Source organism: Reichenbachiella sp. MSK19-1, from assembly GCF_003590315.1.
Taxonomy (GTDB): Bacteria; Bacteroidota; Bacteroidia; order Cytophagales; family Cyclobacteriaceae; genus Reichenbachiella; species Reichenbachiella agariperforans.
This window is the reverse complement of the sequence record NZ_MIER01000002.1, coordinates 180,028-206,990: the sequence shown is the minus strand read 5'-3', so window position 1 is coordinate 206,990 and position 26,963 is coordinate 180,028. Positions and strand designations below refer to the sequence as shown.

The window sequence follows — 26,963 nt, the reverse complement described above, 5'->3', positions numbered from 1 at the left end:
ACCGTCTTCTCATCTCAACTCGATTGACATAGCAAATCCTGTATTGGCTTCCAGCTGTAGTACCAATTGATCTTCAGCAGTTAACTCCAGCTCTTCTATTTTCACATGGGTACGAGTCTCTATCGACTCATCATCAGTATATAGTTTAGCAACATATTTTTGTCCTCGATCGAGAAAAGAAAAATCTAAATTCACCGCTCTTGTCTCTGGGCCAGAGATTCCTCCAATGTACCAACTTCCCCCTTTACGTCTAGCAACAACCCCTAGTCTGGCAATCTCTGCTTCCAGCACCTTGGTCTCGTCCCAGGTCGTCGGAACTTGATCAAAAAACGCCAGCTCTGGCTCGTTACCGATATGCTTGGTATCCCCCCAAAGACCATCCAACTTTTCTGGAGATGCTGCTGGTTTGTCGTACCAATAGAGAAATTGCAACGGGCTAAACAAGCATACCGTTTTGGCCAGTTGAGAAGCATGAGAGCCCATCGTCTCCACGCGCTTGTTGTAGTAGCACACGGTATTGTCCGCAGCTCCTGCCAGCATACGCGTAAACATGGTAATCAGTGTATGTTCATTGCTTACGCTGGTTTCATCACCTGCTATACCTTCCTGAGTGAGCAGGTTTGGATAAGTTCGCGAAAAACCGGTCGGCCGATACTCATCATGCACATCTACGACCATCTGATACGCTGCGGCTTTGGCTATCGCCTCGTGCAACCAAGCGGTGGCTTGCTGACCCCCCACTCGTACGAAACCAAATTTGATCCCTGCTATGCCCCACTCAGCAAACAACGGCAGTAGCTCATCTAACTGTCGCTCCAGAGAACGTCGGTTGACATAGAGCATAACCTTAATTCCTTTGCTCTTGGCATAAGCTGTCACTGCTTTCATATCGAATGGCCCCTTGGATCGCTTAGGATCCAAAGTCACAGTCGTAGCATCCGAACTGTCCTTCATCTCATTGCCATACCATCCAGCATCAAAATGCACATACTGCATCTGATGATCTGCCACAAAATCGATAGCAGCCATAGCTCCCTGAGTAGTCAGGGTTGTTTCTCTCAAAACCTTGCCAGGTTCTATCCAGGATTCGTCCTCTATTGCGCTTGGAGGGTTGAGGTTTTGGATCAGGTAGTTTTGTTCTAGCAACTGGCCATGATCATCGGCCAGCATTACCACCCGCCAAGATGACTGTAGAGGTAGGTGGGCTTTCACCTTCGAATGCCCTTGACATTGACTCTTGAGTGCACCAGTGACCGTATCCTGCACCGTCTGCACCATTTTGCCATCCAGGTTCGACAAGATGCTCAAACCACCTGCAGGGTCTGCGCTAAAACTGAGCCGAGCAAAATCTACCAGCCTAGCTTCGGCCAAAGCTACGACCTGACTGTCCTGCTCTATGATCAATGGGCGTTCGGCCCCATACGGCAACTCACTCAGTGGCACACGACTATACTCCCCCTGTGCGGTCAGTTTGCCCGGCTCACGCTCGGGGGTCGTCCATACAGGAAAATCCTGTTCAAAACGGTAGTGGATCAGCTCATCGTCGATGGCAATATCCTCCAGTCCGTTTTGTTTAGGGATTTGATAAGAAAAAGCGACACCTTCGTCATAAGCACGGCAAGTCAGCAATACTTCTGCCCTTTCGCCTTTTAGACGAAAACTAGCCTGGCTATATCGGTTGGGTACTTGGCTCAACTCACCAAAACGAGTGGTCCATTCTTCCTCTACCGAAACACGCCCCAATTCACTAATTTCTACCTTAGAACCAAAGTCCAAATCCTCTGTAAGCAACTGCAGCGAAGAAGGCAAAATCACCTGACGACCTTTGTAAAGCACCGAAAAATTCACCAAGCCACCTTCCTCCTGACTGGCAGGGCTCAATACGATCTCACTATTTCCATTGGGAGAGGCCAACTGTAGTTTTTGTTCCTCGTCACAACTAGTTAAAAACATCACTAGCCCGAATACTATCAAAAGTGTTTGTTTTACTGTTTTCATATTTTATTGTCTACATAAAGCCTGAGCAGTAAGTAATCGTAACCCAAACGGGCAGATTACATGTTGTCAAACTATCCATTTTTGAGAAGTAAGAGAGACTAAAAAAGGCTGAAGGACACCCCCTCAGCCTTCACTCGAATTACTAATAATTACTTATGCTCACGGTACTGATCGATCTAGGCTTCAGATCCAGATTGACCTTCTGGTCTCCAATCTTCACGGTGCGGAGGCTGTTTTGCTCCGCGCCGTTGTAGAGTACGACGACCACCGTCCCGTCTGCTTTCTTGAAAGCCAATTGGTTCTTGCCTTCTGATTTCAAAAAACGATCTCCCGGCTGTACAAAGTGAGAAATATGCTTGAAAAGGTAGTACTCGTCGGTGTATTTCACTTGTTTACTGTCGCGATCTACTACGACCATGGAGTTTTGCGGCCAGCCCCAAGCACTGCTGCCTGTCTCGTCGAGGATCATGTTCCAATACATATAGGAGCCTGCTCCGCTATTGATGTAGTGCAGCAGGTCTTTCCATGACCTTTCCACAGAAGTCCAATCGTTTTCATGCTCGCCGCATTTGTTTTCGGTCTGCATGTATTGGAGCTGAGGGTATTCGTCATGAATCGTGGCTATCGCTTTGGCGCCACCCCATTGAAATCCTACACCTGCCAAATACTGCTGTGCTTTTTCGTTGTTCAACACTGTCCTGACATAATTGGGATCAGAGGCATTGACGCTGCCCAACCATATCTTTGATGCCACCCCGTCTTTCTCAAACTGTGGTCCAAGAAACTCACCAATAAAGTAGGCCATGTCTTCTGGTCTCCAAGTACAGCTCGGCCAGTTCGGCTGGAAGGCAATTTCATTTTGCGGCATGATGGCAAACAATGGCACCCCTTCATTGGCATAAACCGATACGAACTTAGAGAAATAAAGGGCGTAGGCTTCCAGGTATCTTTCTTGCATTTTGAAACCCGTCGCGTTGTTCAAAATCTTCGCTCCTGGGTTCATCTTGTTTCCATCTTTGGCATTGCCAAATTCACCGTTTCGCATCGCGTAGTGCTCATTTACCTTCATCCAAGCTGGCGGAGACCACGGCGACCCCCATACTTGCAAATCGGGTCTGACCTTCAAGGCCTCTTTGATAAAGGGGATCAGTATATATCTATCTCTGTCGATATTGAAATCTCGCATCGCAAAGTCCTCCGGCACGTCGTTGGAACTATAGTAGCTCAGGGCATAGTCACTGGCGCCAATAGGAATGCGGCACATGGAAAAGTTGGCTCCATCCTCCGAAAACATCTCCTGAAAGACTTTGTTTGACTCGGACTGTGGCAAATAGGACAGTGCGTCCCAACCTAGTTCGTTGAATGCCCCACCAAATCCATCCATCTCCTGCAAAGTCTCCTCAGGGTAGACTGATATGGTATTTTCGGCAGTAGCCTCAGTTTTGGTCATAAACTTCTTAGGCTCCACCCATCGTTGGCTTTCGGTGGTATAGACCATATCCACACGCTGCGCCATGCCCACTGTCGAGAGACATACGCCAACCCAAAGACCTATTAGACTATATTTTCTCATTGTTCTTTCTTTAATCGTTATTTATCAACTGTCTCCCTAAAGAGATAGGTCATCACTTCATGCGGTACCGGCGCTCTGCCTGATTGCGCATCACTACGAGCGCTGCTTTCTCTTTGTCCAGTCTTTCCCAGTCGAGGGATAAAAAGTCATCGACGGTTTTGATCTTCACTCCGTCCACTTCCAGGATCACATCTTCAGACTTCAGTCTTAGGGACTGTGCTTGTCGATCCATGATCTTGAGTACCATCACACCGGCGATCTCTGGCAGCCCGGTAGCAGACTGTTCTGCCATGGTTTCGATACTCTTGAGCTTCATGCCGCGCCATAGCACCGAGTTGACTACCGCCTGCTGGCTGGCCATGTCTACATCCGGTACTTCTGGGGTTTCGGCCAGGGATTTCAATGCAGGAACTTGCACCCCAAACTGATCCATCGGGAAATTTTCAAAACCTACAGCCAGTGCAGGAGATCCCTCTTCTACACGGTAGTCCAGACTGGCTGGATCTACAAAGAGCGGGTCTCCAAATCGACTCGCAGAATCCAACCCCTTGCTTAGAGATAGCTGCAAAGCATCCTCATTCGTAAAGAAATTTTGGTCTATCTCCTTGCCCCAACCTCTCTGACTTACATCCTGATGGGCTTTCATCGCTATATTCTGACGGATCACATCTTCGGAGTTGGCAAACCACACATGCGGATGCATGCCATTGTTGACCATTACATTGTTTTCTACCACCCGATCAAATCCTTCACGCAGTTTGATACCGCCATTGAGGCAGAGGTTGTTGTAGATGTGGTAGTTGGACGAGCCATCGTCGAGATCGATATCCCAGCCATGGTCGCAGCGGAAACGGTTGTTGCGAATGATGGTGGTATGGATCGCATCCCAGCCTGTCATGCCGCGATTGGCCATGGTCAGGCTGTCCATATATCGACGATTGGGGTGCCAAAAGCGGTCGCGTCCCCAGGAGTTGAACGAGCCATGATCGCCCGTTTCCAACACGGTATTGAACACGTCGTTGTACTCCAATACATGCCCGCCCCAGGTACCATCACCGATGTTGATGCCTGCACGGGGCACGTCGTATATGCTGTTGTGGCGGACAGTGATATCCATTGCCATGGCGATCTCCACACCGGCACTTTGTTTTTCCAACCGGCCGATGCGATAGATCAGGTTATTTTCGGCTGTACAATTCTTAGGATATTCGTTGCTCTGAGGGCCTTTGATAGTGTCCATCTCTGCCACGGGCACAAACTGTCCATAGCGGAAAGCCGGAGAGCGCACTGCGGACGCCTGCCCTACGAAGCATATAGCGCTGGCACCACACTCGTGGATGTGATTTTCGGCTATGTCGATCTGGCGGTTGTAGCCACTTACGAAAATCACATTGCCACCCAACTGGGTGAATTCACAGGCCCGTACCTCACAGTTTTCGGCTCCTTCGATGAAAAATGCCGCTCCTCTAAAGATCGACCAGTCGCTGCGGAGCAACTGCTCGTACTCGTTCATAAAAGTACGACGGGTATGCTCAAACTTGATCCCTGAGATACGAATGTCTGTCACAGGTTTTTCTTCACTTCCCTGTAGGGAAATGAGGTTTTCCAAAACGGCTCCTTCGAAAGTGGTAGACGCCATGTCCAGTCCTTGCTCCGGCCAATAGTACAGTTTTTTACTTTCTCGATCCAGAAACCATTCGCCCGGGCTGTCGAGTTCTTCGAATACATTTTCGACCATGCGGTACTGGTCGTGCGGCGCTGAGGGTCGGTTGTTTTGGTGTCCACCCTCTAGGATGGCCTGGCCCGTACTGTCTACTCCTGCTATCTGGTAGTGGAATCCTCCCCATCTACCACGGTGCATGGCATGAAAGTAGGCTCCTTCGGGATGCGACCAAGTACGGATGCGCTCAGGCGCGATGGCATCAGCGGCATGTCCCTGCCAGTCGCCACCCTCCTCGTCGTAGTTGGGATAGCGAGCGAGAATCTGTCCTCGGCCATTGGCATAAAACTGATCGAAATCTACACCTTCAGGGATGGGAGCTACCTGTATCTTTCCTTGATAGGTTTCCCATTTCAAGTCTAAGAGTACAGAACCCTTGATACTGACCTGATCGCTACCCGCTCCAATGATGTTCAGTCCGCTCTGGGCGGCAGATAATACAATAGGTTGAGTCAATCGGTAGATCCCGGCTTGTAGATGTATGGTAATGTCCTGAACTCCTTCCTCCTCCATGTAAAGTTCGGCCACCAGCAGGGCTTTTTCGATCGAATTGTAGGGATCAGTGGCAGATCCTGTGCCCATCGCCTGACCTTCGGGATTGACATAGATGATTCGGCCCGTCTCTGAACAGCTCCACAGCAAAGCGACTAACGCCCATAGCGGTAGATAGTAAATAAAAGTCTTCATAAGAAAAAAAGGAGAATATGAGTCAGCCAACTGCCAGGGCAAGCAGTCAGCTATTACTCATTCAAACAACTAATTAATATTCTATTTTGATCACAGTCGCGACTGGGTCTACAGCCTCAGCTGGCAGCATGATCACAGACTGGTCTGCATCCCACTCCAAGATAGTCGCAGAGTCAGCCAATAGGGTGATTTTCTTCGGCTTGATTTCGGTATTGATCACCAATTGGCCATCTTCTGGCCACTCAAATACATGGGCATAGACTATCCCGTCCTTAGCCGTATATCTTCCCCACTCAGGTCTTTCGTAGGGACTCGCCTTAGCTCCATAAATCGCTTCGCCATTTACTTTGGTCCACTTGCCCATGTCGGCCAGACGCTCTACACTTTCGGGCGGGAAGTTCCCCTTCGGATCAGGCCCTACATTGAGCAGAAAATTACCTCCTTTGGACACGATATCGACCAGCTTCTGGATCAGATCTTCACTGCTCTTCCAGTTGGTGTCGGATGGCTTGTAGCCCCACGACCCGTTCATGGTCATACAAGCTTCCCAATCCGCATCAATACCTGTATCAGGAATTTCCTGCTCTGGTGTCCCGAAATCTCCCGCAAAGTTGCCTTCTTTGTCCATACCTTCCATGCCATTGCGACCTTTGTCCACACGATTGTTGACGATCGTACGAGGCTGTATATCCAGGATCATGTTATACATCTCCTTGCCCATCTCTGTGGTATAGTCAGGAATCCAATCTCCATCGAACCAAACTACACCTATGTCTCCATAGTTGGTCAGGAGCTCCTGAACCTGCGGTTTCAGGTAGTTTTCGTAGTATTTGGGAAACTCAGGATTGAAAACGGTCTGGTCTTTCTGTCCCGCGTTGTAATTGGGGTACAGTGGCGCTTGAGCCTGGGGGTGGTGCCAGTCTACGATCGAATGGTAGAAGCAAAACTTGATACCTTCCTTCTCACAAGCCTCTGCCAACTCCTTGATGATGTCTCTCTTGAAATCAGAGGCATCCATGATGTCATAATCCGTCACTTTAGAATCCCACAGACAAAAACCATCGTGATGCTTAGAAGTAATCACGATGTACTTCATTCCTGCATCCTTGGCCATGGCTACCCATTTGTTCGCGTCAAAATCTGTCGGATTGAACTCAGCGACCACTTCTTTTTCATAATCTTCGATGGTATAGTCCAGCTTGTCCATGATCCACTCGGCACCACCACCACAAATGGTATCGCCACGCTGACCTCCTGGCACTGCATAGGCACCCCAGTGGATAAACATCCCGAATCCGGCATCTCGCCACCACTCCATACGCTCATCATCGCTGATGACTACTTCCTCTTCTGTCGCTTCCTTATTTTCTTCTTTCGCTTTTTGCTGACATGCCGCTCCGAATATCAATAGAGCTGCGCACAAGTAATTCAATGCTTTCTTCATCTTAATTTTTACTATAATAATTGTATTCCTAAGTATAAAAAGTGAAGGTACGACCTATTCTGATCAAGCCTAAATCCAACCCACTACTTCGTCAACTATATCTACTCGCAAGTTCAACAAAAGCAAAGCGGATGCTTATAACTATTGTGTCTGAACCAATCAATTATCGTTCAATGTAAAATAATCTCCATTTTTCTCTAGAGCAAGAACTAAAAAAACCATGGTTATAAATCCAACAATGTATGGTCGTGATGAGTAGTTCTCCTAGGCTGCTAGCCAAAAAACACCTTCTGGAAAAAGAGTAAAAAACACCGTAGAGATACTGGAGGAGCATCTAGGTAAAAGCAATCATTAGGGTTTACGAAAGCTGCTTTTTCATTTACTTTGCAAAACGTAGGCCAATTGGGATGATGTATGGACCAGGCACATTGAATGATCGAAGAAAACAAATGTATAGAAGCCATCGCAAATGGCAGCCAAGAGGCACTAGAGCAACTATACACCCACTATAGTGATCGCGTATACAACACATTGATCAGCTACACCAAAAACACTGAAGATGCCGAGGAGCTATTGCAAGATGTTTTTGTCACGATCTATCATACCGCACATAGCTTTCAATTCAGCTCATCGATCAGCACCTGGATTTACCGTATCGCTGTAAACAAATCATTGGATTTTCTACGAAAGAAAAAAAGCCAAAAAAGAGCAGGCATCTTCACCTCCATTTACCTCAAAAACAGTACGGAGATCAAATATGAATCCCCCGATTTTGTACATCCTGGAGTAAAGCTAGAAAACAAAGAAGATGCTAAATTGCTCTTTCGTGCCATCGACAATCTTTCTGAAAATCAAAAAACGGCCTTCATCCTGACTCAAATCGAAGGTCTACCTCACAAAGAAGTAGCAGAGATCATGGATCAAAGCAGAAAGAGCATAGAATCACTGGTACAACGTGCCAAACAAAATTTGAAACAAGCGTTAGAAAAACACTACCCAGACCGAGGGATCAAAAATAAAAACACGTCGAAATGAACATGGATAAAGACAATCGCATAAATGAGATCATGAACAGCCTGGAAGGGATACAAAGAGCCAAAGCTCCTGCTGGTGGTTTCGCTCAGATCCAGCAAAGATTGGTCAATGATCACCAAGCCAACGTCACCCAAGCTAAAAGTGGCTTTGGCTGGATGAAAGTGGCTGCAGTAGTAGCTATGGTAATTAGCATGAATATATGGGCGGTATCCAATTACTTCGATTCCTACAGTGCTGGTACAAATAACACGGATGGTTACTCACAATTAATCACTGACTTTAATCTATACGGAGATGAATAACAAAGCATATCAAATCGGTTTTTTCACCCTATTGGCAGTCAATCTAGTATGGGTGATCCTTTTTAGTTTTCGTCCAAAACCACATGCCAGACAGTCGGATATCAAAGATAACATCGGCCAGGAGCTAGATTTCAATCCAGATCAAAAGGCGGCTTTTGATAAAATGGCCATGCAACACCAACAAACTATCCGAAAAATAGACAAAGAAGAACAAGAACTCGTAAGCACATTTTTCGACCAACTTTTGCCAGATGCAGATCAAACAGATCATGATCAGATTCTAAGCCAGATACTTCAATTAGAAAAAGACAAAATCATGGTTACCTATCATCATTTTGAAGATCTAAAGGATTTGTGTAATGAAGAACAGGTAAAAAAATTTGATCAAGTACTACAGCACATCTTACCAAGGCTAACTCGATCATCTGGACAGCAGGGAAAACCAGAAAGGCCACCCTTTGGTCCTAAGCATTAGGTTCCAAATACCATTATCAACAGCATATCCTCCAGCATTGGGGGATTTTTTTTGTTTTTTTTAAACCATAGCGAGGGAATGAAACATGGTGTACGTCTATATCACCAAAACAGCAAACATGAAAAAAAGCAAAATCTCTCTATTCGTTCCTCTGACCCTTGCACTGATATGGGTAGCCTGTAAAAGTGACGACACCACTTCGAGCATGGAAATAAGCGGTGAAGTCCTATCGGAGCTCCCTGCCGCATTTGAAGTCTTCGACCAAGATAATGTAACAGTCATGCTCATCAGCGATGGTAGTGAAATCACGATTGAAACCAATGGCCTACCCAATCATGCATCACCCTACTGGTCCAACACTACTACACGCGAAATGGATGGTATCACCACAGCTGCTTCCAGCTCCAACCACCCACTCTTTGTAGAACCTACGGAGACCTCTTATGAACAAATGGCACCTGGCAATATTGACGACTTCAATGGATCATTTTCACTTACTGTAGACGCTGTCCCGAGTCTTGCTTCGAGCAGTTCTGCTACTGACTTAGGTGCCATTGGCATATCCGTCAGTGGAGCGGTGATATACAATGATCAAGAAGGGCCAAATGTACCTTTGGATGGTGCTGTTGGCTCGCTGGATTTTAATGGAGCCCACACAGGCCCACAAAGCTATCATTACCATTTAGAACCAACATCCTGGTCTGAAGATGATGATAATTTGATTGGCATTATTGCAGACGGTTTTTTCCTCTATGGCAGAAAATGCTCCTCTACAGGCACATACCCAGAAAATCTAGATGAATCTGGAGGACATACCAGTACTACAAAATACAACGCAGAAGGTGAGTATCATTATCATATTCAAAATGAGCTCTATTTGAATCAATATTACATATTGTTCCCTGGAGACTACCAAGGTAATGCTAGTGCGATACGCTAATCATATTTTGACTGGTCTGCTACTAGTACTGGCAGGCAATCTCTTAAATGGATGCCAGACACAGACATCAGATTCACCCCATATTCTCCAAAATGAAGATCAAATAACCATCGTATCTACTGATTCGATCCAGCTCAACAGAAATACAGGACTTGTTCTTCATCTTAGAGAAAGGTTTTCTGGTGTGGCAGTGAAATATTACCCAAATGGAGAAAAGGCGGAAAGCACAAGTTATCTAAATGGTAAAAGAAATGGTGTAAGAACAAAATGGTTCTCCTCAGGAGTGCTGAGTTATATGGCCACCTATGAGAACAACAAACTCGATGGTGAATGCAAGTCATGGTGGAGCAATGGAAAATTGCGTTCATTATCTCATTATAAGAATGGAATAGCCAATGGTACACAAAAAGAATGGTATTCATCTGGGCAGTTATTCAAAGAAATCCATCTCGTCAATGGGAAGGAAAAAGGTCTACAACGTGCCTGGCGTCCGAACGGTAAGCTATATGTAAACTATGAGGCTAAAAACGGTCGCATTTTTGGCTTAAAAAGAGCCAGTCTATGTTTTGAATTAAATGATGAAACCATCGTTTCCAATGATTAAAACCCTCTGCACACCCATATTGCTAGTCGCAATTGGCTGTACCACTCCCAAAGAAAAAACAAGTCGAGTAGATCATCTGCCCTACTACAGTGAAGCGACCTTCACTCCTCATTGGTTTGATGACTCAGATATCATACCGTCCGACTTCCACCGAATAGCCCCTTTTTCTCTCCAAAACCAACTAGGGGAGACTATATCTCTAAAAACAGTAGAAGAAAAAATTTATGTTGTCAACTTCTTTTTCAGTTCTTGCCCAGGTATCTGCCCTAAAATGACCGCCAATATGCAATTGATCCAAGAGGCATTTCTAGAGGATGATGAGGTATTGATCCTTTCTCACTCCGTAACCCCAGGATACGACAGTATACCTATCCTAAAGGAGTATGCTACTTTGAAAAGTATTGTGGCAGGAAAATGGCATCTATTGACGGGAGATAGAAATCAAATCTATAGTCTAGGAAGGAACCAGTATTTCGTAGAAGAAGACATGGGACTTCAGAAAAGTACAGAAGACTTTATCCATACCGAAAACTTCGTTTTAGTAGATCAAAGAGGATATATCAGAGGTATATACAACGGACTTAACAAAACTGCGATCAGTCAACTCAAAGCTGATATTATCACCTTAAAGTCAAAAAGATAAAAACCGAGGGATATTGACAACATGTACGTCTAATAGACTAAAACATAATAGATATGCAAAAGAACCGACTCATTTTAACACCTCTCTTGATGCTAACAGTACTGATTTCGTCAAATAGCTGCAAGGATGAAACTAATACGAACAACCCCACACAAGACACGGATGTAGGCACTATAGTAGATGTAGATTCTGAGCTATTCCTCCAAGGCACGACAGTTACTGTAGTAGACTGTACGCTTTCGGATGGTACCACTACTACTTGTTATCAAATCATAGCTAGCACTCCTACAGATCATGAAATGGGCCCTTGGTGCCCTGACAACATATCCGATGATGCGGAGGCTGGAGGTATCTGGATAGAAAATGGAGAAGTATACGACGTAGACGGGGCATTCATTGCCAATATGGCCAACTTCTACAGCGACGACACCTGGTTGATGTATGACGAAAATGGAGACATCTACGTGACCAATACCGAAACAGACTGTATCAATGCAGCCAATCCCGATGTGGGAGAAGATTACAAAAACTATTGCGTAGAATGTATCCCCGACTACATCACTGAATTGACCCGCACTTGGTTGATCCCGACTACACCGGTCAAACTTACTTCCTACGAATACTTTGCGGGCATGGGACCCAACTCATCTGGCCCCTTGGTAAGAGGTATCGCTTTCAATGGCGTAGAATTTTCCGCTTCCGCCCCAGTAGACAACATATTGAGTGCCTATACCTTGGCGCCTTTTGATGATGCAGGAGGGCACATCAACGTACACCAAGGCTATCACTACCATGCCGCCACAGGTAAATCTGCACAAATCTCTCAAGAAGACGGACATGCTCCTATGATCGGATATGCCATTGACGGTCACGGCATATTCGCACAACTCAACGAAGACAACACAGAACCCGATGATCTGGATGCCTGCCGAGGACACTATGATGACACTAGAGGCTACCATTACCATGTAGATGCTCCCGGTTCCAATAATTTCATCAACTGTCTGTATGGTGCATACATCTATTAAAAGAAGGACATGAAGAAAATAACTTTGTTCTTGTTGGGCATAGTGCTTTTGCTGAACTCAGCAAAAGCACATCAAGCTGATATCTCATCAATCACACTAGTACAGCACAATGAACAGTGGACAATGCAACTAAATGCAGCAGCGGCAGCTTTTCAATATGTAGTAAAGCAGCAATTTGGAGAAAATGCATATACCACTGCGGAAGAATTTAATCAGTTGCTAGTGAAGCATCTACGTAAGTCAATAGATCTTCGAGTCGATGGCAAGCAAGTAGAGGTCGGTCATGGTTTTGTACAACTCGCTCATGCAACTTCTGTGACCTTCGAACTGCATAGCATTCCCGTTTCGGTACAAGAAATTTCAATTCAAAACCAAGCATTCAAAAACATCCATCAGAGCTGCAGCCTATTTAGTATTTCTAAAGAGGGTTTGGAAAAGAAAGCTTTTGTACTCCATAAAGAAAATAACTATCGCCTTGATCTGGCTCTTCAAGACAACGCAATAGTCGAAAACACACAAAAGGCTACACAATCATGGCTAATGCTACCCAGTTTGGCTCTATTGGTAGGATTTGCTGTGTATTTTCTATGGAGAGGGGCCTACAAAAGGAAGGGATTGACAGTGACTCACCTCATAAACTTACTTTTTCGATTCAATATCGAGGGATCAAGAAAAGACTCACGTCTAAAAGAAAAATAAAAATAACATGAAAATTACAATCAAAACAATGGCGCTTGGTGCACTGATCATAAGCTTCACTTCATGCGCCTCTCAAAAAAATCAAAGCTCCAACAACGAACAACCCCGAATGTCACAGCAAGGTGGTGGTGGACAACAGGGAGGTCGTCAACAAGGGCCTCCTAGCTATGATCAACTACTCTCCGAAATGGATGCGAATGAAGATGGCATGCTAGCCAAGGATGAAGTTTCTGGCCCTTTGGCCAATGATTTTTCAAAGATAGACACCAATGAAGATGGTTTCCTTTCGGAAAGTGAAATCAAAAATGCTCCTCGTCCACAAAGAGGAGGAGGACCTAGATAAGTACTCCGAAAGACTCATCATTCAACTGACATTACCCAAAATTGATGCAGTAATATAATGATTTGGTTGGAGATGGTTTAGGTCGGGGCATACGTCCCGACCTTCTTTATTTTCCATTGGACAAGAACACCGCCGCAGGCAAACCCTCTCTATTATAGAGATTCACCCCAACGGGATTGGAAGCCCAGGCATAGCGCACCTGCACGGGCTTAGGAACTTGTGGACTATGTACTTCTACTTTATCCTTACCTTTGATCACGGCGGTCGCCTCATGCCACTGTCCGTCCGCTCCGGCAAGCTCGAAGTGCTTCAGGGCTTCATTCACCTCCTCCACGGGATTCATCAGATGTTTATTGGCTATCATTAGACCTGCGCCCACATGATCGAAGGATACGATGGCTTTTCCCTTCTTGAACTTAGCTTTTTCAAATAGCGGCCCATTCACCGCATCTACCTTCACTTGATGGTCATTGGCCAAGGCCCACAGTGCGAGACGCGATCCTGCATCCATTTTGTTGTGCGGATGTATGTCTTTGCCCTCTCCTATATCAATGAGCACGGCCATGCCTGTATTGGGCAACTCAAGCCCCTTTCGCATGGCATCATTGACCATCGCCCAGCCCACATCTGATCGCTGGTCTTTGGTGATATAATTGGCCAACTGCATGTAATAGAATGGAAAATCTCCCTGTCCCCAAGCCGATCGCCAGCTATTGATCAATGTCTTGAAATACTGCTCGTGCTCGTCTTCTTTGAAGTGCGAATTGCTCTCGCCCTGATACCAAATCGCACCGGCTATGTGGTAAGGTATCACTGCCGACAGCATGCCGTTGTACAGCGTGGCGGGCAGTTGCTTGTCCTCAGCCGGGTGCACCTTCGGCCATGGACGCGGTTTCTTTCGGTCACTGGCCTCCCAAGCTGCAAAGCGCGCTTCAAAATCCGCATCTTCGAAATCTTCCACACTCACGCTATCCGTAATGCGCCTGGTATGCCCCCTACTCTCTTCAAAATAGGCTTTCATCTCTGGATTGGCCTGATAGGCCGACTCAGGAATCCAAGGCTGGATACGCGTACCTCCCCAGGAACATTCTACCAAACCGATGGGTACATTTAGATGCTCCCGCAGTTTCTTCGCAAAAAAGTAACCTGTAGCCGTGATCTGCCCGGTCTGCTCAGGGTTGACGCTGACCCAATCTCCTTCAAAATTCTTCGCCTTGCCATCTAGCGCCGTGTTTCGCGGCACCTCGATGTGCCTGATCCAAGGATCATTAGCCCTAGCGATCTCTTCTCGCATGTATTCGACCAATGGTTGGTACTGGCTTTCCCGAGCATCTTTAGTGAATTGAGACATGGCAAAATCCATGTTGGATTGGCCCGTACACAACCACACTTCACCAGACAGCACGTCGCTAATGGTCAGTGTATTTTCACCTGAGACAGTCAGTTGAAAAGGCCCTCCTGCGTCTGGAGTCTGCAAAGTAGCGCGCCAAGTGCTGTCAGCTCTTGCTACTGCATGAGCATTTGCGCCCCAACTGGCACTGATGGCCACTGCCTCACCGGGATCAGCCCAACCCCATATCGGTACTTCGCTGTTGCGCTGCAGCACCATGCCGTCTACAAATAGTGAATGGAGCAAGATGTCTGCTTGCGCCAGCACAGGCGCAAGCAAGAACAGGACTACAATCTTTAGTTTTTTCATACGTACATGCTATCCTACCAAAAATCGTTACCCTTCTCGATCTGCATATTTTTGTACTTTTCGATAAAGATACTGTCCAGCTCTGGTGAGTCTTTGTACTTCGCACGCAGTTCGGTGAGTTTGTCTTTGAGCTCTGCGACTACCTCAGCGTAGGCTGGGTCGTCATAGACGTTGTTCATTTCGTTGGGATCGTTGAGGCGATCGTAGAGCTCCCACTCGTCGATATCATAGTAGAAGTGTGCCAGCTTGTACTCCTTGGTCACGATACCGTAGTGCCGTTTGACCATGTGCACGCTCGGGTACTCGTAGTAGTGGTAGTAGACGGCATCTCTGTCCCACTGCTCCTTGTTACCCGCGAGCAAAGGCATCAGGCTCTCGCCCTGCATATCGCTCGGTGAGTTGATCCCTGCGGCCTCTAGCAAGGTCTGCGCAAAGTCCAGGTTTTGCACCATTTCGTTTTCTACTACACCGGCTTTTATCTTTTCCGGCCATCTCACCATCAGTGGGGTTTTGAAGGATTCGTTGTAGATGAAACGCTTGTCGAACCAGCCGTGATCTCCGAGATAGAAGCCTTGATCTGAGGTGTACACTACGATGGTGTTTTCTGCCAGGCCGCTTTCGTCGAGGTAGTCCAGGACACGACCTACATTGTCGTCCACAGAGGATATGCAGCCCAGGTAGTCCTGCATGTATCGCTGGTACTTCCATCTCATTTTCTCCTCCTCGGTCATGTTGGGCCAGTTTTGCTCAAAGTCGGCATTGATCTTATCCAGAATCGGATCGTATTGCGCTTTTTGTTCGGCTGTAGCTCTTCCATACGGACCATAAAAACCGTTTTCGAATTCCTCTACTTTCGGAGAGGCCTTGTCGCCCATCTCCTCTAGTAGCTCAGGACGGATCTTGCTATCGTGGCTGTACATCATGTGTGTGAGCAAGTTCATCTCTGCAGTCTTAGCCGCTGTGCCACGATTTGAATAATCGTCGAACAAGGTCTCTGGCTCTGGGAATTGCTTTTGTGTAAACTCAGCAAACTTATCAGCTCTCGGCCACCAGGGACGGTGCGGTGCCTTGTGCATATACATCATCATAAAGGGCTTGTCTTCGTCGCGATCTTCTTTGAGCCAATCGAGGGTCAAGTCGGTGATCACATCGGTCACATAGCCCATGATGGTGGTGTCTCCCTCGGGCGTATTGAAGTCGGGATTGAGGTAATAGCCCTGGCCCGGCAAGATCATAAAATCATCCACGCCCTTGGGGTTGTTGCCGAAGTGCAACTTGCCAAACATGGCCGTCTGGTAGCCATTGGCCTGAAATATCTGAGGGAAAGTCACCTGCGTGGTATCGAAAGGCATCAGGTTGTCGATCTTGCCATTGATGTGCGTGTGCTTGCCCGTGAGGATCGTCGCTCTCGACGGAGCGCAGATCGAGTTGGACACACAAGCGTTGGTAAAAAGCATCCCCTCATCTGCCAATCGATCGATATTGGGGGTCTGGAGCAGCTCACTGCCGTAGGCACTGATGGCCTGATAGGCGTGATCATCCGACATGATAAAAAGGATATTGGGGCGCTTAGGTTTACTCGCTTCTTCCTTGGGCGTGCTACACGACCCTAGTGCCAAAACGCCCAATAATAGTATCAATTGATTTTTCATAAATGAATATATTCTATTGTTCTCTTTAGTTTAATGCTATTTCGCGGTACTCTCCGGGCTCAAAGTACTGTTCCCCTTGACCTTGATTTATGTTGACTGGTACTTCGTTGTGCAGGATCAATTTACCGCCTTTTTGAGTCAAAACCACATTCCCCTTTTGCTCTGTGTTGATTTCAAAACCCTTTCCTTTGAGCGTGGTGCCATTGCCCATGAAGTAGATCACATCTCCATTTTCTTCCGTTCCGATCAATGCATAGCTAGCATCAGTCGCCATGCCCTGATAAGTAGCCTCCTGCCCCTCTCGGCACGAAAACACAAAGTCCTCACGGCCCGATTGATGCGTCACCGCCACCCCTACAAACTCGGCACTTCCGCTCTCGTCTTCAAAGCCATCGATGCTCCTGATCTGCGAGCCCTCGCCCGACGTGTAAGGCTCATACACCGCCACAAAGGGATGCTCCCAAGCCTCGCCATGCTGGCGCGCCGCAAAGGTGAGGTAGGGCTGCTTGCCTACCTCATAAGGCAAGCCTCCGCCCCCCTTGAAGGCCTTGTTTGGGGGACTCTTGATGGCAAAGACTTCACGGCCTTCGGTTCCCTTCATCCAGAGCTTCATCTTCACATCGTCTTCTCCCTCCGGCTGATGGATCGTCCACTCCACTTGATAGTCTTCGTCGGTCTCCACAGACTGCTTGTCCCACATATAGTCGAGCGCATACAGATGCCCTCCGGCAAAACCCATCTCGTCGCTCGGACTCAAGTCGAGCAACTGGTCTGACTCATCGGTCAGCTCCATTTGTTGACCCAGATTGTGGTAATAGTAGTCGTGAAACTTGTCGCCCTTGCGCTGCTTGCGTGAGCGGAATATGTCGATGTAATAGCCTGTGGCCTCACCGGTCTTGACGATACTGACCAAGCGGCTCTGATCGCTGCGTGTCTCTGGTTCGAGAAAAAACACATCCGAATAGGTAATAGCCGGGTAATAGCCCGACCGCTGCTCGGACTTAGGATACTCCCCCATCAGATCAAAAGCGTGGTAGCTCAGCATCTCGGTATAAGACGAGGCTCCATCGACCATCACCGTGTTGTGCGCGGGAAACTGCGAATAGTACTCTAAGTATATCGGCTGTAGATAGCCAGCTCCCTTGCCTGGGTCTGCTCCCTGTACAAAACCCTTGCCGTAGAGCTCCATATTGATACCATTGGCGTGCATGTGATTGCCCAGCGAACCGTTGAGGGAGACCATCATGCCGTCACGTCCCTCACCCATGCGCTGCACGTGCCAGCTGACATTGGGCGCGTAGAAAGTCTGCGTGATGTAGTCAGCCCTTTCGCCTGCGGCATACTTGGGATTGAGCGCTAATGGCTTGGCTGCAAAAAAAGAGGAAATCTGAGGGCGAACTTTGCGCTTGTCCTCGCTTTTTCCCTCCTCAGCGAACAAGCGATACATGGCTGTATAGTCTTCTTCGCGCTGTTTGTCACCCGTCTGCTGGGCGATGCGGACCATATCGCTCATCGGCGCTGTGGTGACCGGCCCGTAGTAGGTATCCCCGAAGGCCACCGTTTGCCCATTGGGGAAGAGATACTGAGGCAGCATGGTCACTGCGGCATCCATCACCGGCATGTGGGGCAGCAGGTTGTGATCGAAGGTGTTTTGAAAATCCACCATAAAGTGGGTCAGGTCTTTGGTCACCCCCTGCGAGTAGCCGGGGCACTCCGCCCACACACCATTGTCAAAATCATAGCCATACTCCATAAACTTGGTGAGCGACCACTGACGCGCTGAGGTCTCGTTGAGGATGTAGTCGATGTAGTATTCGCGTCCTTTGCCATCGGCGTAATCGGCATTGCCTTGTAGCACCATGGCTGCTTTGAGGATGATCTTGGCCTGGTGCAGATTCCAATTGTTTTGCGGCACGCCGTTTTTGATAATCAGGTCGTTCCATTTCTTGATGGTCGCTTCGTAGTATTCGATTTGTCCTTGGTGCTTTTGCTCGATATAGGTGTGCAGAAAATCATATAGCTCTGCCAGCTCGATCAGGGTACTCTCATGGATCACCTGAAAACAAGTAAGCCCGACCAGTGTCTGGATGTGTCCGTGCAGCAGATCGATAGGCTCGCTGCGATAGTACATCCCCATCATATAGGTATCGAATAGATCGTACGCAAATCGGGCGTAGCGCTCATCTCCCTCCAGCCAATACAAGAAGGCTGCATCGCGTGCATAGCCCAGTATGCGCTGATTGTGGCGATGAATAATGCCTCCCGTCTCAGACTCATGCACCCACTCCATGGGGCGATCTTCTTTGGTTTTGTTGACCAAATAAAGCCCCCGCTCATCATCCATATAAGGCAGGATATCCTCAAGGGCTGGCATGGCATAGTCGGTCGTATAGTCACGTGAGCCCGTATATCGTACGGTCGGCACAGGCGCTTCCCCATCGGCATGAGAATAGTAAATCCCCTCTACATACACATTGTTCGCCTTGCTCTGCCAGTACATCATCAGTCGGGACACCATCCACTCCGGATCGCTGACATGACGCTCCACGTGCTCATCTATCCGATCGTGAATACCTGCCAGTACCTCCTGCGCCCAAGCTTCCTTTCGGATCGTTTTCTCTAGGTCTTTCTTCTCCTCCTGCGTGAGGTAAATACGCGGGTAGCCTTGCTCCAAGTTTTGCGGCAAGGGGATTTGGGCTTTGCCCCAAAAGGATAGAGACAATAGTAGCGCAAGTAGTATTTGTGGTCTTATCTTCATGACTCGTTCGTTAATCTATGTTGCTCAAAGGGCTATATCTCACTATAAACTCTCCCCTTGTCAGCGGCTCTACCATATCTACTCCGATCCGGTAGGCTGGTGCTCCTTCGCGCAAGTGCTCGACTGGCACTTGCTCTCCACTGAGGTTAAACTCACCCCCAACTGCAGTAACTACGGCTTTCAGTCTCGCACCATTTTCGGTCAGTATCACGGTGCTGTCATCAATGATCTGGTACTCGCCCAGCGTCATGATGGCCGTACCAAAGGTCAGTGGTCGAGAGGCCACAAAACTATCTGCAATCTCAATCTCACCCTGACCAGACTTGTCATTGCTCATGCGACGTGTGAGCTGCTGCAGCCCCTCCACCTCGTAGGCTGGTAGCAAGTTCATCTCTGCTCGGTCTACCTGATCTCCAAACTCAGTCATGGTGATTTGGCCTGCATATTCGATCCCGTTGGACTGTAGCTGCCCGTCGATCCTCGGCACAGGATGCCCCCAAGAGCTGCGAGCCGGATTGGTCGGTGCAAAAGCCCCCGCAGTGTAAGACGGTGCTCCTATGTCTCCCGCAGGTAGCTGATCACCCAGTGCGATCACATAGCTCCCTACGTCGCTGTGATTGTGGTTTTCGGCATTGTGTCCCGCCTTGATCGCGATGGACAAAGGCTGCTCCTGCTGTCCTCGTGAGATGATGATCCCATAGTCGTCGAAGTAGGTATGATCAGGCAGTGAAACCTCCGCTGCTTGATCTGAAATGTAGTTTTGATAATCTGCACCGAGTACAATAGACTGCACGGCCTCATCGGGCTGGAAGTAGCTCGGCTTTTGCGAGCCGTAGTACTTAGCCGCCATCACGTAGGCAAAATTATGTTCACTTTTGACCCGAGTCACCCCATCCGAAAATGGCGCATACAGACCGGGATGTATTTGATAGGTCTCTGGGAAGTTGGCCACCTTATTGAGTTTATCCGGATTATCGAAAGTGAATAGATCAATCTTTCCATCCGTATAGTCATAGAGTATCTCGGCCAGATAGAGGTAATGACCAAAGCCGTAACTCCAGTAGCCGGTCCCCTCCGAGCAGTAGCCGTCATCGCCAAATCCTGACATATAGTAGCGCATGCTGTTGATCGCGCTACCGATGGCCTGAAGTCTTTCTTCCTGGCTATCAGAAGTCACCATGATACTAAAGAGGGTGCCGCTGGTACAGACAGAGTTCCAATTGCTGGTGCTGCGAATCCATTTGTTGCTTTCCGGCTCCAGTTCTTTGGTAGACTGCAGGTAGGAATCGGTAATCCTCCATTGCAGCTGAGTCCCTATCTCTTGGCGCAGTGTGGCGGGCAGCTTGTCAGTCAGTACCGCATCGGCCAGGGTCAGCACCAAAGCGAATTTTCTCGCTCCCAGGTCGATCGACACTCTTTTTCCCTCCAGTACGGTATTATCCTTGTCGTCGTGGTTGGGGTGTAGCCAAGACTTCATCGCCAATATGGCCTGGGTATGCTCGACGATGGGGTCGAGGTAGCGTCCTTGGTTTTCCATGCACTCGGCCAGGATGTACTTTTCCAATCGATCCATGGTACGGTAGTAGCGCGGCTTGTAGATGCCACGGTTGCCCTCCCGATTGGCGCGGCGGTAGATTTCGTCAGAGATCGGCACTTCTGGCTTCTTGTCGATCAGCTCGGCGGCTTGATTGAGGTAGTATTGTCCCAAGTCCGTCTTGGCAAAATCTTTCCAATATCCTCGATCGGTATAGTCCGGCGCGGGCTGAAAGGCCTCTTCTGGCACGAGTCCTTTCAGCCTATCGAGCTGTTGTGCATTGGGATGTATGGCCGCTGAGTCTGCCAGCGAGAGGTATTCTGCTATATCTAGCGGTGTTTGCTCCTGAGGAGCGCAGCTATACAGTGCCAGAGCCATGAGGCCAAGTAGGATGAGCTTTTTCATGATTTATATTGTGGGTTCACCTTTCAGGTATTTGAGAGAAATCAAAAACAGGTCGGTCTCGCGGACGGTGAGTGTGTAGAACTTGCCGTCGTATTTGTAGTTGTTGAAGAAACCGTGACCTGCTCCTTCGTAGAGGAAGAGCTCGCAGCGCGCGCCAGCGGCTTCCATTTTGGCTTGGTAGTTTTCGGCAATACTGACGGGGATCAAATGATCCTCACGTCCCAAAAATACGATGGTCGGTGGTTCGTCGGCGGTGATGTTGTGTGCGGGCGAAATCTCCTGCCACCGCTCGCCCATGCGCTCGTGCTGGAAGCCTTCCGGCCCATTGTCGAAGACCGGATTGAACAAGACGAGGGCATTGGCTTTGGAACTGACACTCAAGTCCTCTCCTGCCTCATCCAGTCCCGGACACACACCACAAGCAGCTGCGAGATGTCCTCCCGCTGAGCCCCCCGATGCGACAATCTTTTTCGGATGGATATTGAGCTGTTTGGCATTGCTGCGGAGGAAACGAATCGAAGACTTGGCATCTGCCACCGCCTCGTAGGGTGTGGTTTGATGTCTGTTTTTCACTCTATAATCCACCAATACAGTCACCATACCTCTCGACGCAAAATATGCTGCCTGAGGTTCAAATTGCTTGATGGTGCCGCCATTCCATCCACCGCCAAAGAAGAAGACGAAGGTCGGGTACTTCTTTGACTTCTTGTAGTCGGGAGGATAGCGCAAGATCATATCTAGCGTGTCGCCATCGATGATTTTGTAAGTGAGACGGATCGGCTCCTGACGATCACCCGCCAGCGCCTCCACATCCAGCGCTTGCGACGTGGCGCCTCCGATGGCCACCACTGACAACCATACCACTAGGATTGTGTTTTTCATGCTATCGTAGCTCATCGCTTGTTTACTATTTTGATATTTTGTCCTTTGTTTTCCAGCACCTCACCATTGGTCACGATCTTGCTGTTGCTCACCATCGAGCCTATTTTGATCGGCATGCCCGTTTGGTTGATCAATGTCAGCTCCGAGGTCTCTCCCTCGCTATAGGGCGACATGGATTCGCCATGCTCGGGGTGGGTATAGCCTACCAAAATCGGCAGCTGCTTTTTTCTTTCTTTTCCTTTTTCAGCCATAAGTCTCACCTTGTTGTGGTCTCCTTGGATCGTGACCAGCGAATGCACCATACGATCCGACTCGGCAGGGTCTACGATCAACTCCACGTCTACTCCGCTGCCTTCGACAAACATCAATGGCCCGTAGTTGGCATCTCCCCGGCAGTGTTTGACCACTGCGCCATCGCCTATCCAGTAGGCACGCTCGGTACCGATGGTGGTACAGTTTTCCAGACGTATGCCTTCGTTGGTGCGCAGTTCGAAACCCGCTCGGGTATTTTTGGCTGTGCAATTTTTGAAATGGATGTTTTTGATCTGACCATAAGTGCGAAAGCCATCTTCGCAGAGCGACTTCATGTATCCCGGGGTGACGACATACTCTCCTTCCCGATTTTGAGTCCAGGTTCTGAAGTCCACCTCCACCGCTGGCCCTGACGTCTCTGCCAGGATGTCGTCGGTAGAGCGCAACTCGCCCTCGGCATAGCAGTCTTCGAAATAGACGTTTTCGGCATTCTTTTGCACGAAAAAGCAGTGACCAAAAGAGCGGTTGTAGATTTTGGAACGATAGACCTTGGTCTCGCTACCTGTGATCAGCAGGCCACTGTGCTTTTTGTGTCGGATCACATTGTCACCACCCTTACCAAACAAATCGCCATAGCCGTAGGGATACGAGCCTTTGACATGAAGCGTGATCTCCTCCAGTACGTTGCCCGTACCTGCGACCTGCAAGACTGTGCCGCCGGGTGAGGTGCCATCTCCCACGCATCGGATGGTCAGGCCTTTGATCGTGTTGTCACTGCCTGTGACCAAAAACTCATCGCTATGGATAGGCGGTCGTAGGGCTGTGCGTAGCTCCGTATCTACCACGATCTCTACACCCGTCAAATCAAAGACATTGTTGCTGCCTGTGAAGGTGATGTACTGAAACTGCTGACGATCGTGACGCACCCTCATGGAGTCCATCGATAGATAGTCTGTCAAAGGATATACGCCGGGCTCCATGGTGATTACGTTTCCGCTTTTGGCAGCATAATTGGAGAGCTGGGCAAGGGAATTAATCTTGATTTCTGCAGCTTGTAGTACTCCAGAAATCAAAACCAATGTAAATATCATTGCGCTTCGAATTTTATTCATAATCAATTCTATTTTCAGCCCTTCTCATTCACTTCATGTTAATCTAAAAAAGGCCGACACTGCAAGCTTTTTCCGGGCAAGAAATAGCTGCAGTCATCGGCACTTGAGAAAACTTACTCTTTGATAACCTTTATCTGCTTGAATGTCTTGCGACCACTCAAAATCAGAACATACAAACCAGGATTGAAGCTGCCAACATCAACACCTAGTTTATTCACGTTCTGATCAATTGTTTTTTTCTCTATCACTCGACCGTCCATGTTGTAAATCACCAATTGACTATATTTTGACTCAGGTACTGTTAGAGTTAGTTCTCCTGATACAGGGTTCGGGTAGGCAATGACCTGAGTGAGTTCATTATTTTGTGTAGAAAGCACCTTTTCGTTGGTTTCTAAATTTCCCACATCTGCAGCTTCAAACTTCCACTGCTGATCTTCGCTGGTCTCGTCCAGTTCACCAAGAAACACATTGGCTCCATCAAACCTTCCCATTCCTCCATCGATCACCAGTTCACTGCCTCGCTTGAGCAATCGAAAATGATCATTGCCCCCTCCTATTTTCATCCATTGCTGATTGACATCCTCCATCGCGCATTTGACCAAAGTCACATGCTGATCTACTACATTTTCTTCCCCGCCATAGAGGCAGAGATCAGTATCATATTGCTGATAGCTGTAGTACCCATTGCCTCTGTCTATTTCCTTCCAAGTCAAGTTGATATGATTGCTGTGTCTCAGCAAGGTTATCTCATGGTCTTCTTCTGAATCCTCACCTCCGTCGATCGCATAGAGCGTCGCGCTTCGTTTGATCATCTGAATAGCACCGAATGAAGAAGCGGCTCCTTCGTAAACTTCCACTTCTGCCAAAGCCAGTGTCCCAACACCTTGGATTTGGACACGTACGATATCTCCCTCAGCCCCCTGAGCATCTACTATCAATGAGGCCTCAGACAATGACTCTATGTACTGGCTAAAACGCAGTTCACCTGACCGTGTCAATACCTGAACGACAAAATTGGCTAGCCTATCGGCGTTGCTGTCTGTTCGGTTATATATCTTGATTTCTCCAACGGTTCGGATACTGCCTAAATCTACTTGCCACCAGGGGAAGTAGGTATTCGCGATGCTATGGGTCACCGAGTTGTTCAGAAAGACACCGTCTGTGCTACCATCTACGGCACGACTAGCGATTCCCTGATAGCCGGTAGAAGACTGACTCGCTGAGCGTTTGAAGGCCAAATTGGGGCTTTGACTTTCGTCTAATACCTTGAGGGCCAATGCATCCGTCTTGTCGATGGTACTGCTCTCGTAGTACACTTCAAAGGTCTTGTCTGCGTTTTTCTCCAAGTATTGGATTTGCATCAGGTGACTACCCGCTTGCAGACAAACTTTGGCACTTACCTCCTGAAGCGACGATCCTTCATGGTTGATCACCACTTGGCCATCGATCTTGAGAATGGCATGGTCGTCCGACTTGATGTAAAAAGTATAGCTATCATCCGATGGCGCTTCCAAAAAACCTTCTAAAACCAAGGCAAACTGGCTCAAACTATCCGCGGCACTGATACTGAGGTCGACCATCTGTCCTACGTGAGTCGCTGAGATAGCCGCAAAATCAGGCATCTCGTCATGCTCTCCCGAATAGAGCTTGTAGCACACCCCGTCTTTGGTCTCAGTAGGCAGATCAAAACTCTCCAATTCGACGCAAATCTCGTCGCAAGGCACTTGAGCGATGGTATTGTCTGTACCCAAATCGTTGATCACTCCACAGGATTGACCTGTGACATTGGAGCTCTTGTCGGATAGATTGATAGGAAAACCTGTGAGGTTTTGGATATCAATGTTGTTAGCTACAAAATCATTTTGATGAGGCAGGTTACCATAGAGCAAGCGGATATTGTTTTTGTCTCCACCGACTTTGATCGACATGCCATCAGGGTAGTCATCCAGATCGCCACGCAAGATCAGTTGATGTTCGCTACCGCCAATATAGGCGACTGAGCCTGACCCATTGTAATAGTCATCGCTAGGAGGCATCACGGTAATATCCGCATTGAAACTTTTATCATTTTCGTAGGTAGAAGCATATACAGGGCCGTAGATGGCGTCTGCTCTACAATTGATCACGTCACCCGACGCGAGTGAAAAGCCATTTTCACAACCAATAGCAGTACAATTTTCTACGAATTTGGTACCTGTAGCATGGGCGATGGTCACGCCTGTCCTCATATTCTTGACGGTGCAGTTTCTCACGACAGGATTGGAAGTTCCTCTCTCAATAATATCGCCATCTATCACAGTCGTACCTGCATTGTAGGCTCTGATACCTGCTTCTGCCAGACTGAGCATGTAGCCCGCTGGCAAACGGTAGCCCCATACCGTCATGAAGTCTACATTGTCGGCTGGGGATCCTGTCCCCTCTTCGAGGAGCATATCATCAGTGGTACGTACTTCTCCCTCTACATAGCAGCCCTCGATGATCGGATTGCTGGCGGCTTGCATAAAAATCGCATGGCCGTAAGAATGATGGATCAAAGTACAGTCTTTGATTCGGTTGGATTCGCCTCTGATCAAGAGTGCACTGTGCTTTTGGTGACCAATCACAGGACCCGCACCTTTGCCAAAAGCATCACCATAGCCGTAAGGAAAAGAACCCTTGATGGTCATATGAAACCCCTCGATCAGATTGCCTAATCCGTCCATTACGATGTTGCAGGCTGATCTACCAGGATTGTCGTGTACAGATCCGTCATCTACCATCGTCAGGTTTTTGAGCACATTATGATTGCCAACAATCTGTAGCTCGTTGACACTAGTACTACCATAAGCACTGAGGACAGCCGTCTCGATTTTGATAGTCACACCTGTAAAGTCATAGGTACTGTTGTTGCCTTCGAAAAGCAGCAGCACCTTATTGGTAGCACCGATGATTGTTTGCTCTTCGTACAAATCATTGACCACATCCGCAGCGGTGATTGTGTATGTACCCGGTGCTAGCTTCACATCTACATTGCTCTCTTTGGTATATGGTATGAACTCTGCCAGAGACTCGACAACTACCTGAGCTTGTGTCACTGTAGTGGTCAGTAGTACCAAAACCAAGCAAAACAAACCCACCAGTCCATTGCTCATTCTATTGATACTCTGGTAAAATTTCATTCTCATAGCTTATTTTATTT

At 48.0% G+C, this 26,963-nt stretch carries 20 protein-coding genes; 9 read left to right on the top strand and 11 right to left on the bottom strand.

Annotated features, from left to right (window positions below):
* Positions 1-9: 9 nt before the first annotated feature.
* The 4 genes from BGP76_RS00945 to BGP76_RS00930 form a co-directional block, all read right to left on the bottom strand.
* Positions 10-1,998 carry a glycoside hydrolase family 97 protein gene (locus BGP76_RS00945; protein ID WP_119843288.1) on the bottom strand — a complete coding sequence of 663 codons (1,989 nt, stop codon included), beginning with the start codon at positions 1,996-1,998 and terminating at the stop codon, positions 10-12.
* 142 nt (positions 1,999-2,140) lie between these two features.
* Positions 2,141-3,571: a glycoside hydrolase family 30 beta sandwich domain-containing protein gene (locus tag BGP76_RS00940; RefSeq protein ID WP_119843287.1), complete on the bottom strand. Its 1,431-nt coding sequence runs from the start codon at positions 3,569-3,571 to the stop codon at positions 2,141-2,143.
* Between the two features lie 52 nt (positions 3,572-3,623).
* Complete coding sequence (locus BGP76_RS00935; protein ID WP_119843286.1) at positions 3,624-5,978, bottom strand: peptide-binding protein; 2,355 nt, start codon at positions 5,976-5,978, stop codon at positions 3,624-3,626.
* A gap of 73 nt (positions 5,979-6,051) precedes the next feature.
* Positions 6,052-7,422 (bottom strand): alpha-L-fucosidase, encoded by a 1,371-nt coding sequence (locus BGP76_RS00930; protein ID WP_119843285.1) that lies wholly within the window; start codon positions 7,420-7,422, stop codon positions 6,052-6,054.
* Positions 7,423-7,854: 432 nt separating this feature from the next.
* Here BGP76_RS00930 and BGP76_RS00925 point away from each other — a divergent pair, with 432 nt between their 5' ends.
* The 9 genes from BGP76_RS00925 to BGP76_RS00885 all read left to right on the top strand — a co-directional run bounded on the left by BGP76_RS00925 (position 7,855) and on the right by BGP76_RS00885 (position 13,491).
* Entirely contained in the window at positions 7,855-8,457 is a 603-nt protein-coding gene (locus tag BGP76_RS00925; protein ID WP_119843284.1) for an RNA polymerase sigma factor, read from the top strand.
* Entirely contained in the window at positions 8,454-8,759 is a 306-nt protein-coding gene (locus BGP76_RS00920) for a hypothetical protein (protein ID WP_119843283.1), read from the top strand. Before BGP76_RS00925 ends, BGP76_RS00920 begins: the two co-directional genes overlap by 4 nt.
* On the top strand, positions 8,752-9,234 hold the full coding sequence (locus BGP76_RS00915; RefSeq protein ID WP_119843282.1) for a hypothetical protein: 483 nt from the start codon (positions 8,752-8,754) through the stop codon (positions 9,232-9,234). Before BGP76_RS00920 ends, BGP76_RS00915 begins: the two co-directional genes overlap by 8 nt.
* A gap of 118 nt (positions 9,235-9,352) precedes the next feature.
* Entirely contained in the window at positions 9,353-10,174 is an 822-nt protein-coding gene (locus tag BGP76_RS00910; RefSeq protein ID WP_119844296.1) for a YHYH protein, read from the top strand.
* Entirely contained in the window at positions 10,155-10,778 is a 624-nt protein-coding gene (locus tag BGP76_RS00905; RefSeq protein ID WP_119843281.1) for a toxin-antitoxin system YwqK family antitoxin, read from the top strand. Before BGP76_RS00910 ends, BGP76_RS00905 begins: the two co-directional genes overlap by 20 nt.
* Positions 10,771-11,421 (top strand): SCO family protein, encoded by a 651-nt coding sequence (locus BGP76_RS00900; RefSeq protein ID WP_255416021.1) that lies wholly within the window; start codon positions 10,771-10,773, stop codon positions 11,419-11,421. The genes BGP76_RS00905 and BGP76_RS00900 overlap by 8 nt, the downstream gene beginning before the upstream one ends.
* Before the next feature lie 53 nt (positions 11,422-11,474).
* Positions 11,475-12,449: a YHYH protein gene (locus tag BGP76_RS00895; RefSeq protein ID WP_119843280.1), complete on the top strand. Its 975-nt coding sequence runs from the start codon at positions 11,475-11,477 to the stop codon at positions 12,447-12,449.
* A 9-nt stretch (positions 12,450-12,458) separates the two neighbouring features.
* Positions 12,459-13,148, top strand: a complete 690-nt coding sequence (locus BGP76_RS00890; RefSeq protein ID WP_119843279.1) for a DUF6702 family protein — start codon at positions 12,459-12,461, stop codon at positions 13,146-13,148.
* 7 nt (positions 13,149-13,155) lie between these two features.
* Positions 13,156-13,491, top strand: a complete 336-nt coding sequence (locus BGP76_RS00885) for a hypothetical protein (protein WP_084190362.1) — start codon at positions 13,156-13,158, stop codon at positions 13,489-13,491.
* Between the two features lie 106 nt (positions 13,492-13,597).
* Here BGP76_RS00885 and BGP76_RS00880 read toward each other — a convergent pair whose 3' ends face one another.
* The 7 genes from BGP76_RS00880 to BGP76_RS00850 all read right to left on the bottom strand — a co-directional run bounded on the left by BGP76_RS00880 (position 13,598) and on the right by BGP76_RS00850 (position 26,943).
* Entirely contained in the window at positions 13,598-15,190 is a 1,593-nt protein-coding gene (locus BGP76_RS00880) for a sialate O-acetylesterase (protein WP_119843278.1), read from the bottom strand.
* A gap of 14 nt (positions 15,191-15,204) precedes the next feature.
* Positions 15,205-16,842 carry a sulfatase gene (locus BGP76_RS00875; protein WP_073120225.1) on the bottom strand — a complete coding sequence of 546 codons (1,638 nt, stop codon included), beginning with the start codon at positions 16,840-16,842 and terminating at the stop codon, positions 15,205-15,207.
* A 25-nt stretch (positions 16,843-16,867) separates the two neighbouring features.
* A complete protein-coding gene (locus BGP76_RS00870) occupies positions 16,868-19,600 on the bottom strand; it encodes a hypothetical protein (protein ID WP_185146832.1) in 2,733 nt (910 codons plus the stop codon).
* 10 nt (positions 19,601-19,610) lie between these two features.
* Positions 19,611-21,539: a hypothetical protein gene (locus BGP76_RS00865; RefSeq protein ID WP_119843277.1), complete on the bottom strand. Its 1,929-nt coding sequence runs from the start codon at positions 21,537-21,539 to the stop codon at positions 19,611-19,613.
* Between the two features lie 3 nt (positions 21,540-21,542).
* The gene (locus tag BGP76_RS00860) at positions 21,543-22,274 is read right to left on the bottom strand and encodes an alpha/beta hydrolase (RefSeq protein ID WP_255416020.1); all 732 of its coding nucleotides are present in this window, start codon (positions 22,272-22,274) and stop codon (positions 21,543-21,545) included.
* Between the two features lie 158 nt (positions 22,275-22,432).
* Positions 22,433-23,785, bottom strand: coding sequence for a hypothetical protein (locus BGP76_RS00855; protein WP_221409830.1), 1,353 nt, complete (start codon positions 23,783-23,785; stop codon positions 22,433-22,435).
* Positions 23,786-23,898: 113 nt separating this feature from the next.
* Positions 23,899-26,943, bottom strand: coding sequence for a PA14 domain-containing protein (locus tag BGP76_RS00850; protein WP_221409829.1), 3,045 nt, complete (start codon positions 26,941-26,943; stop codon positions 23,899-23,901).
* Positions 26,944-26,963 lie beyond the last annotated feature (20 nt).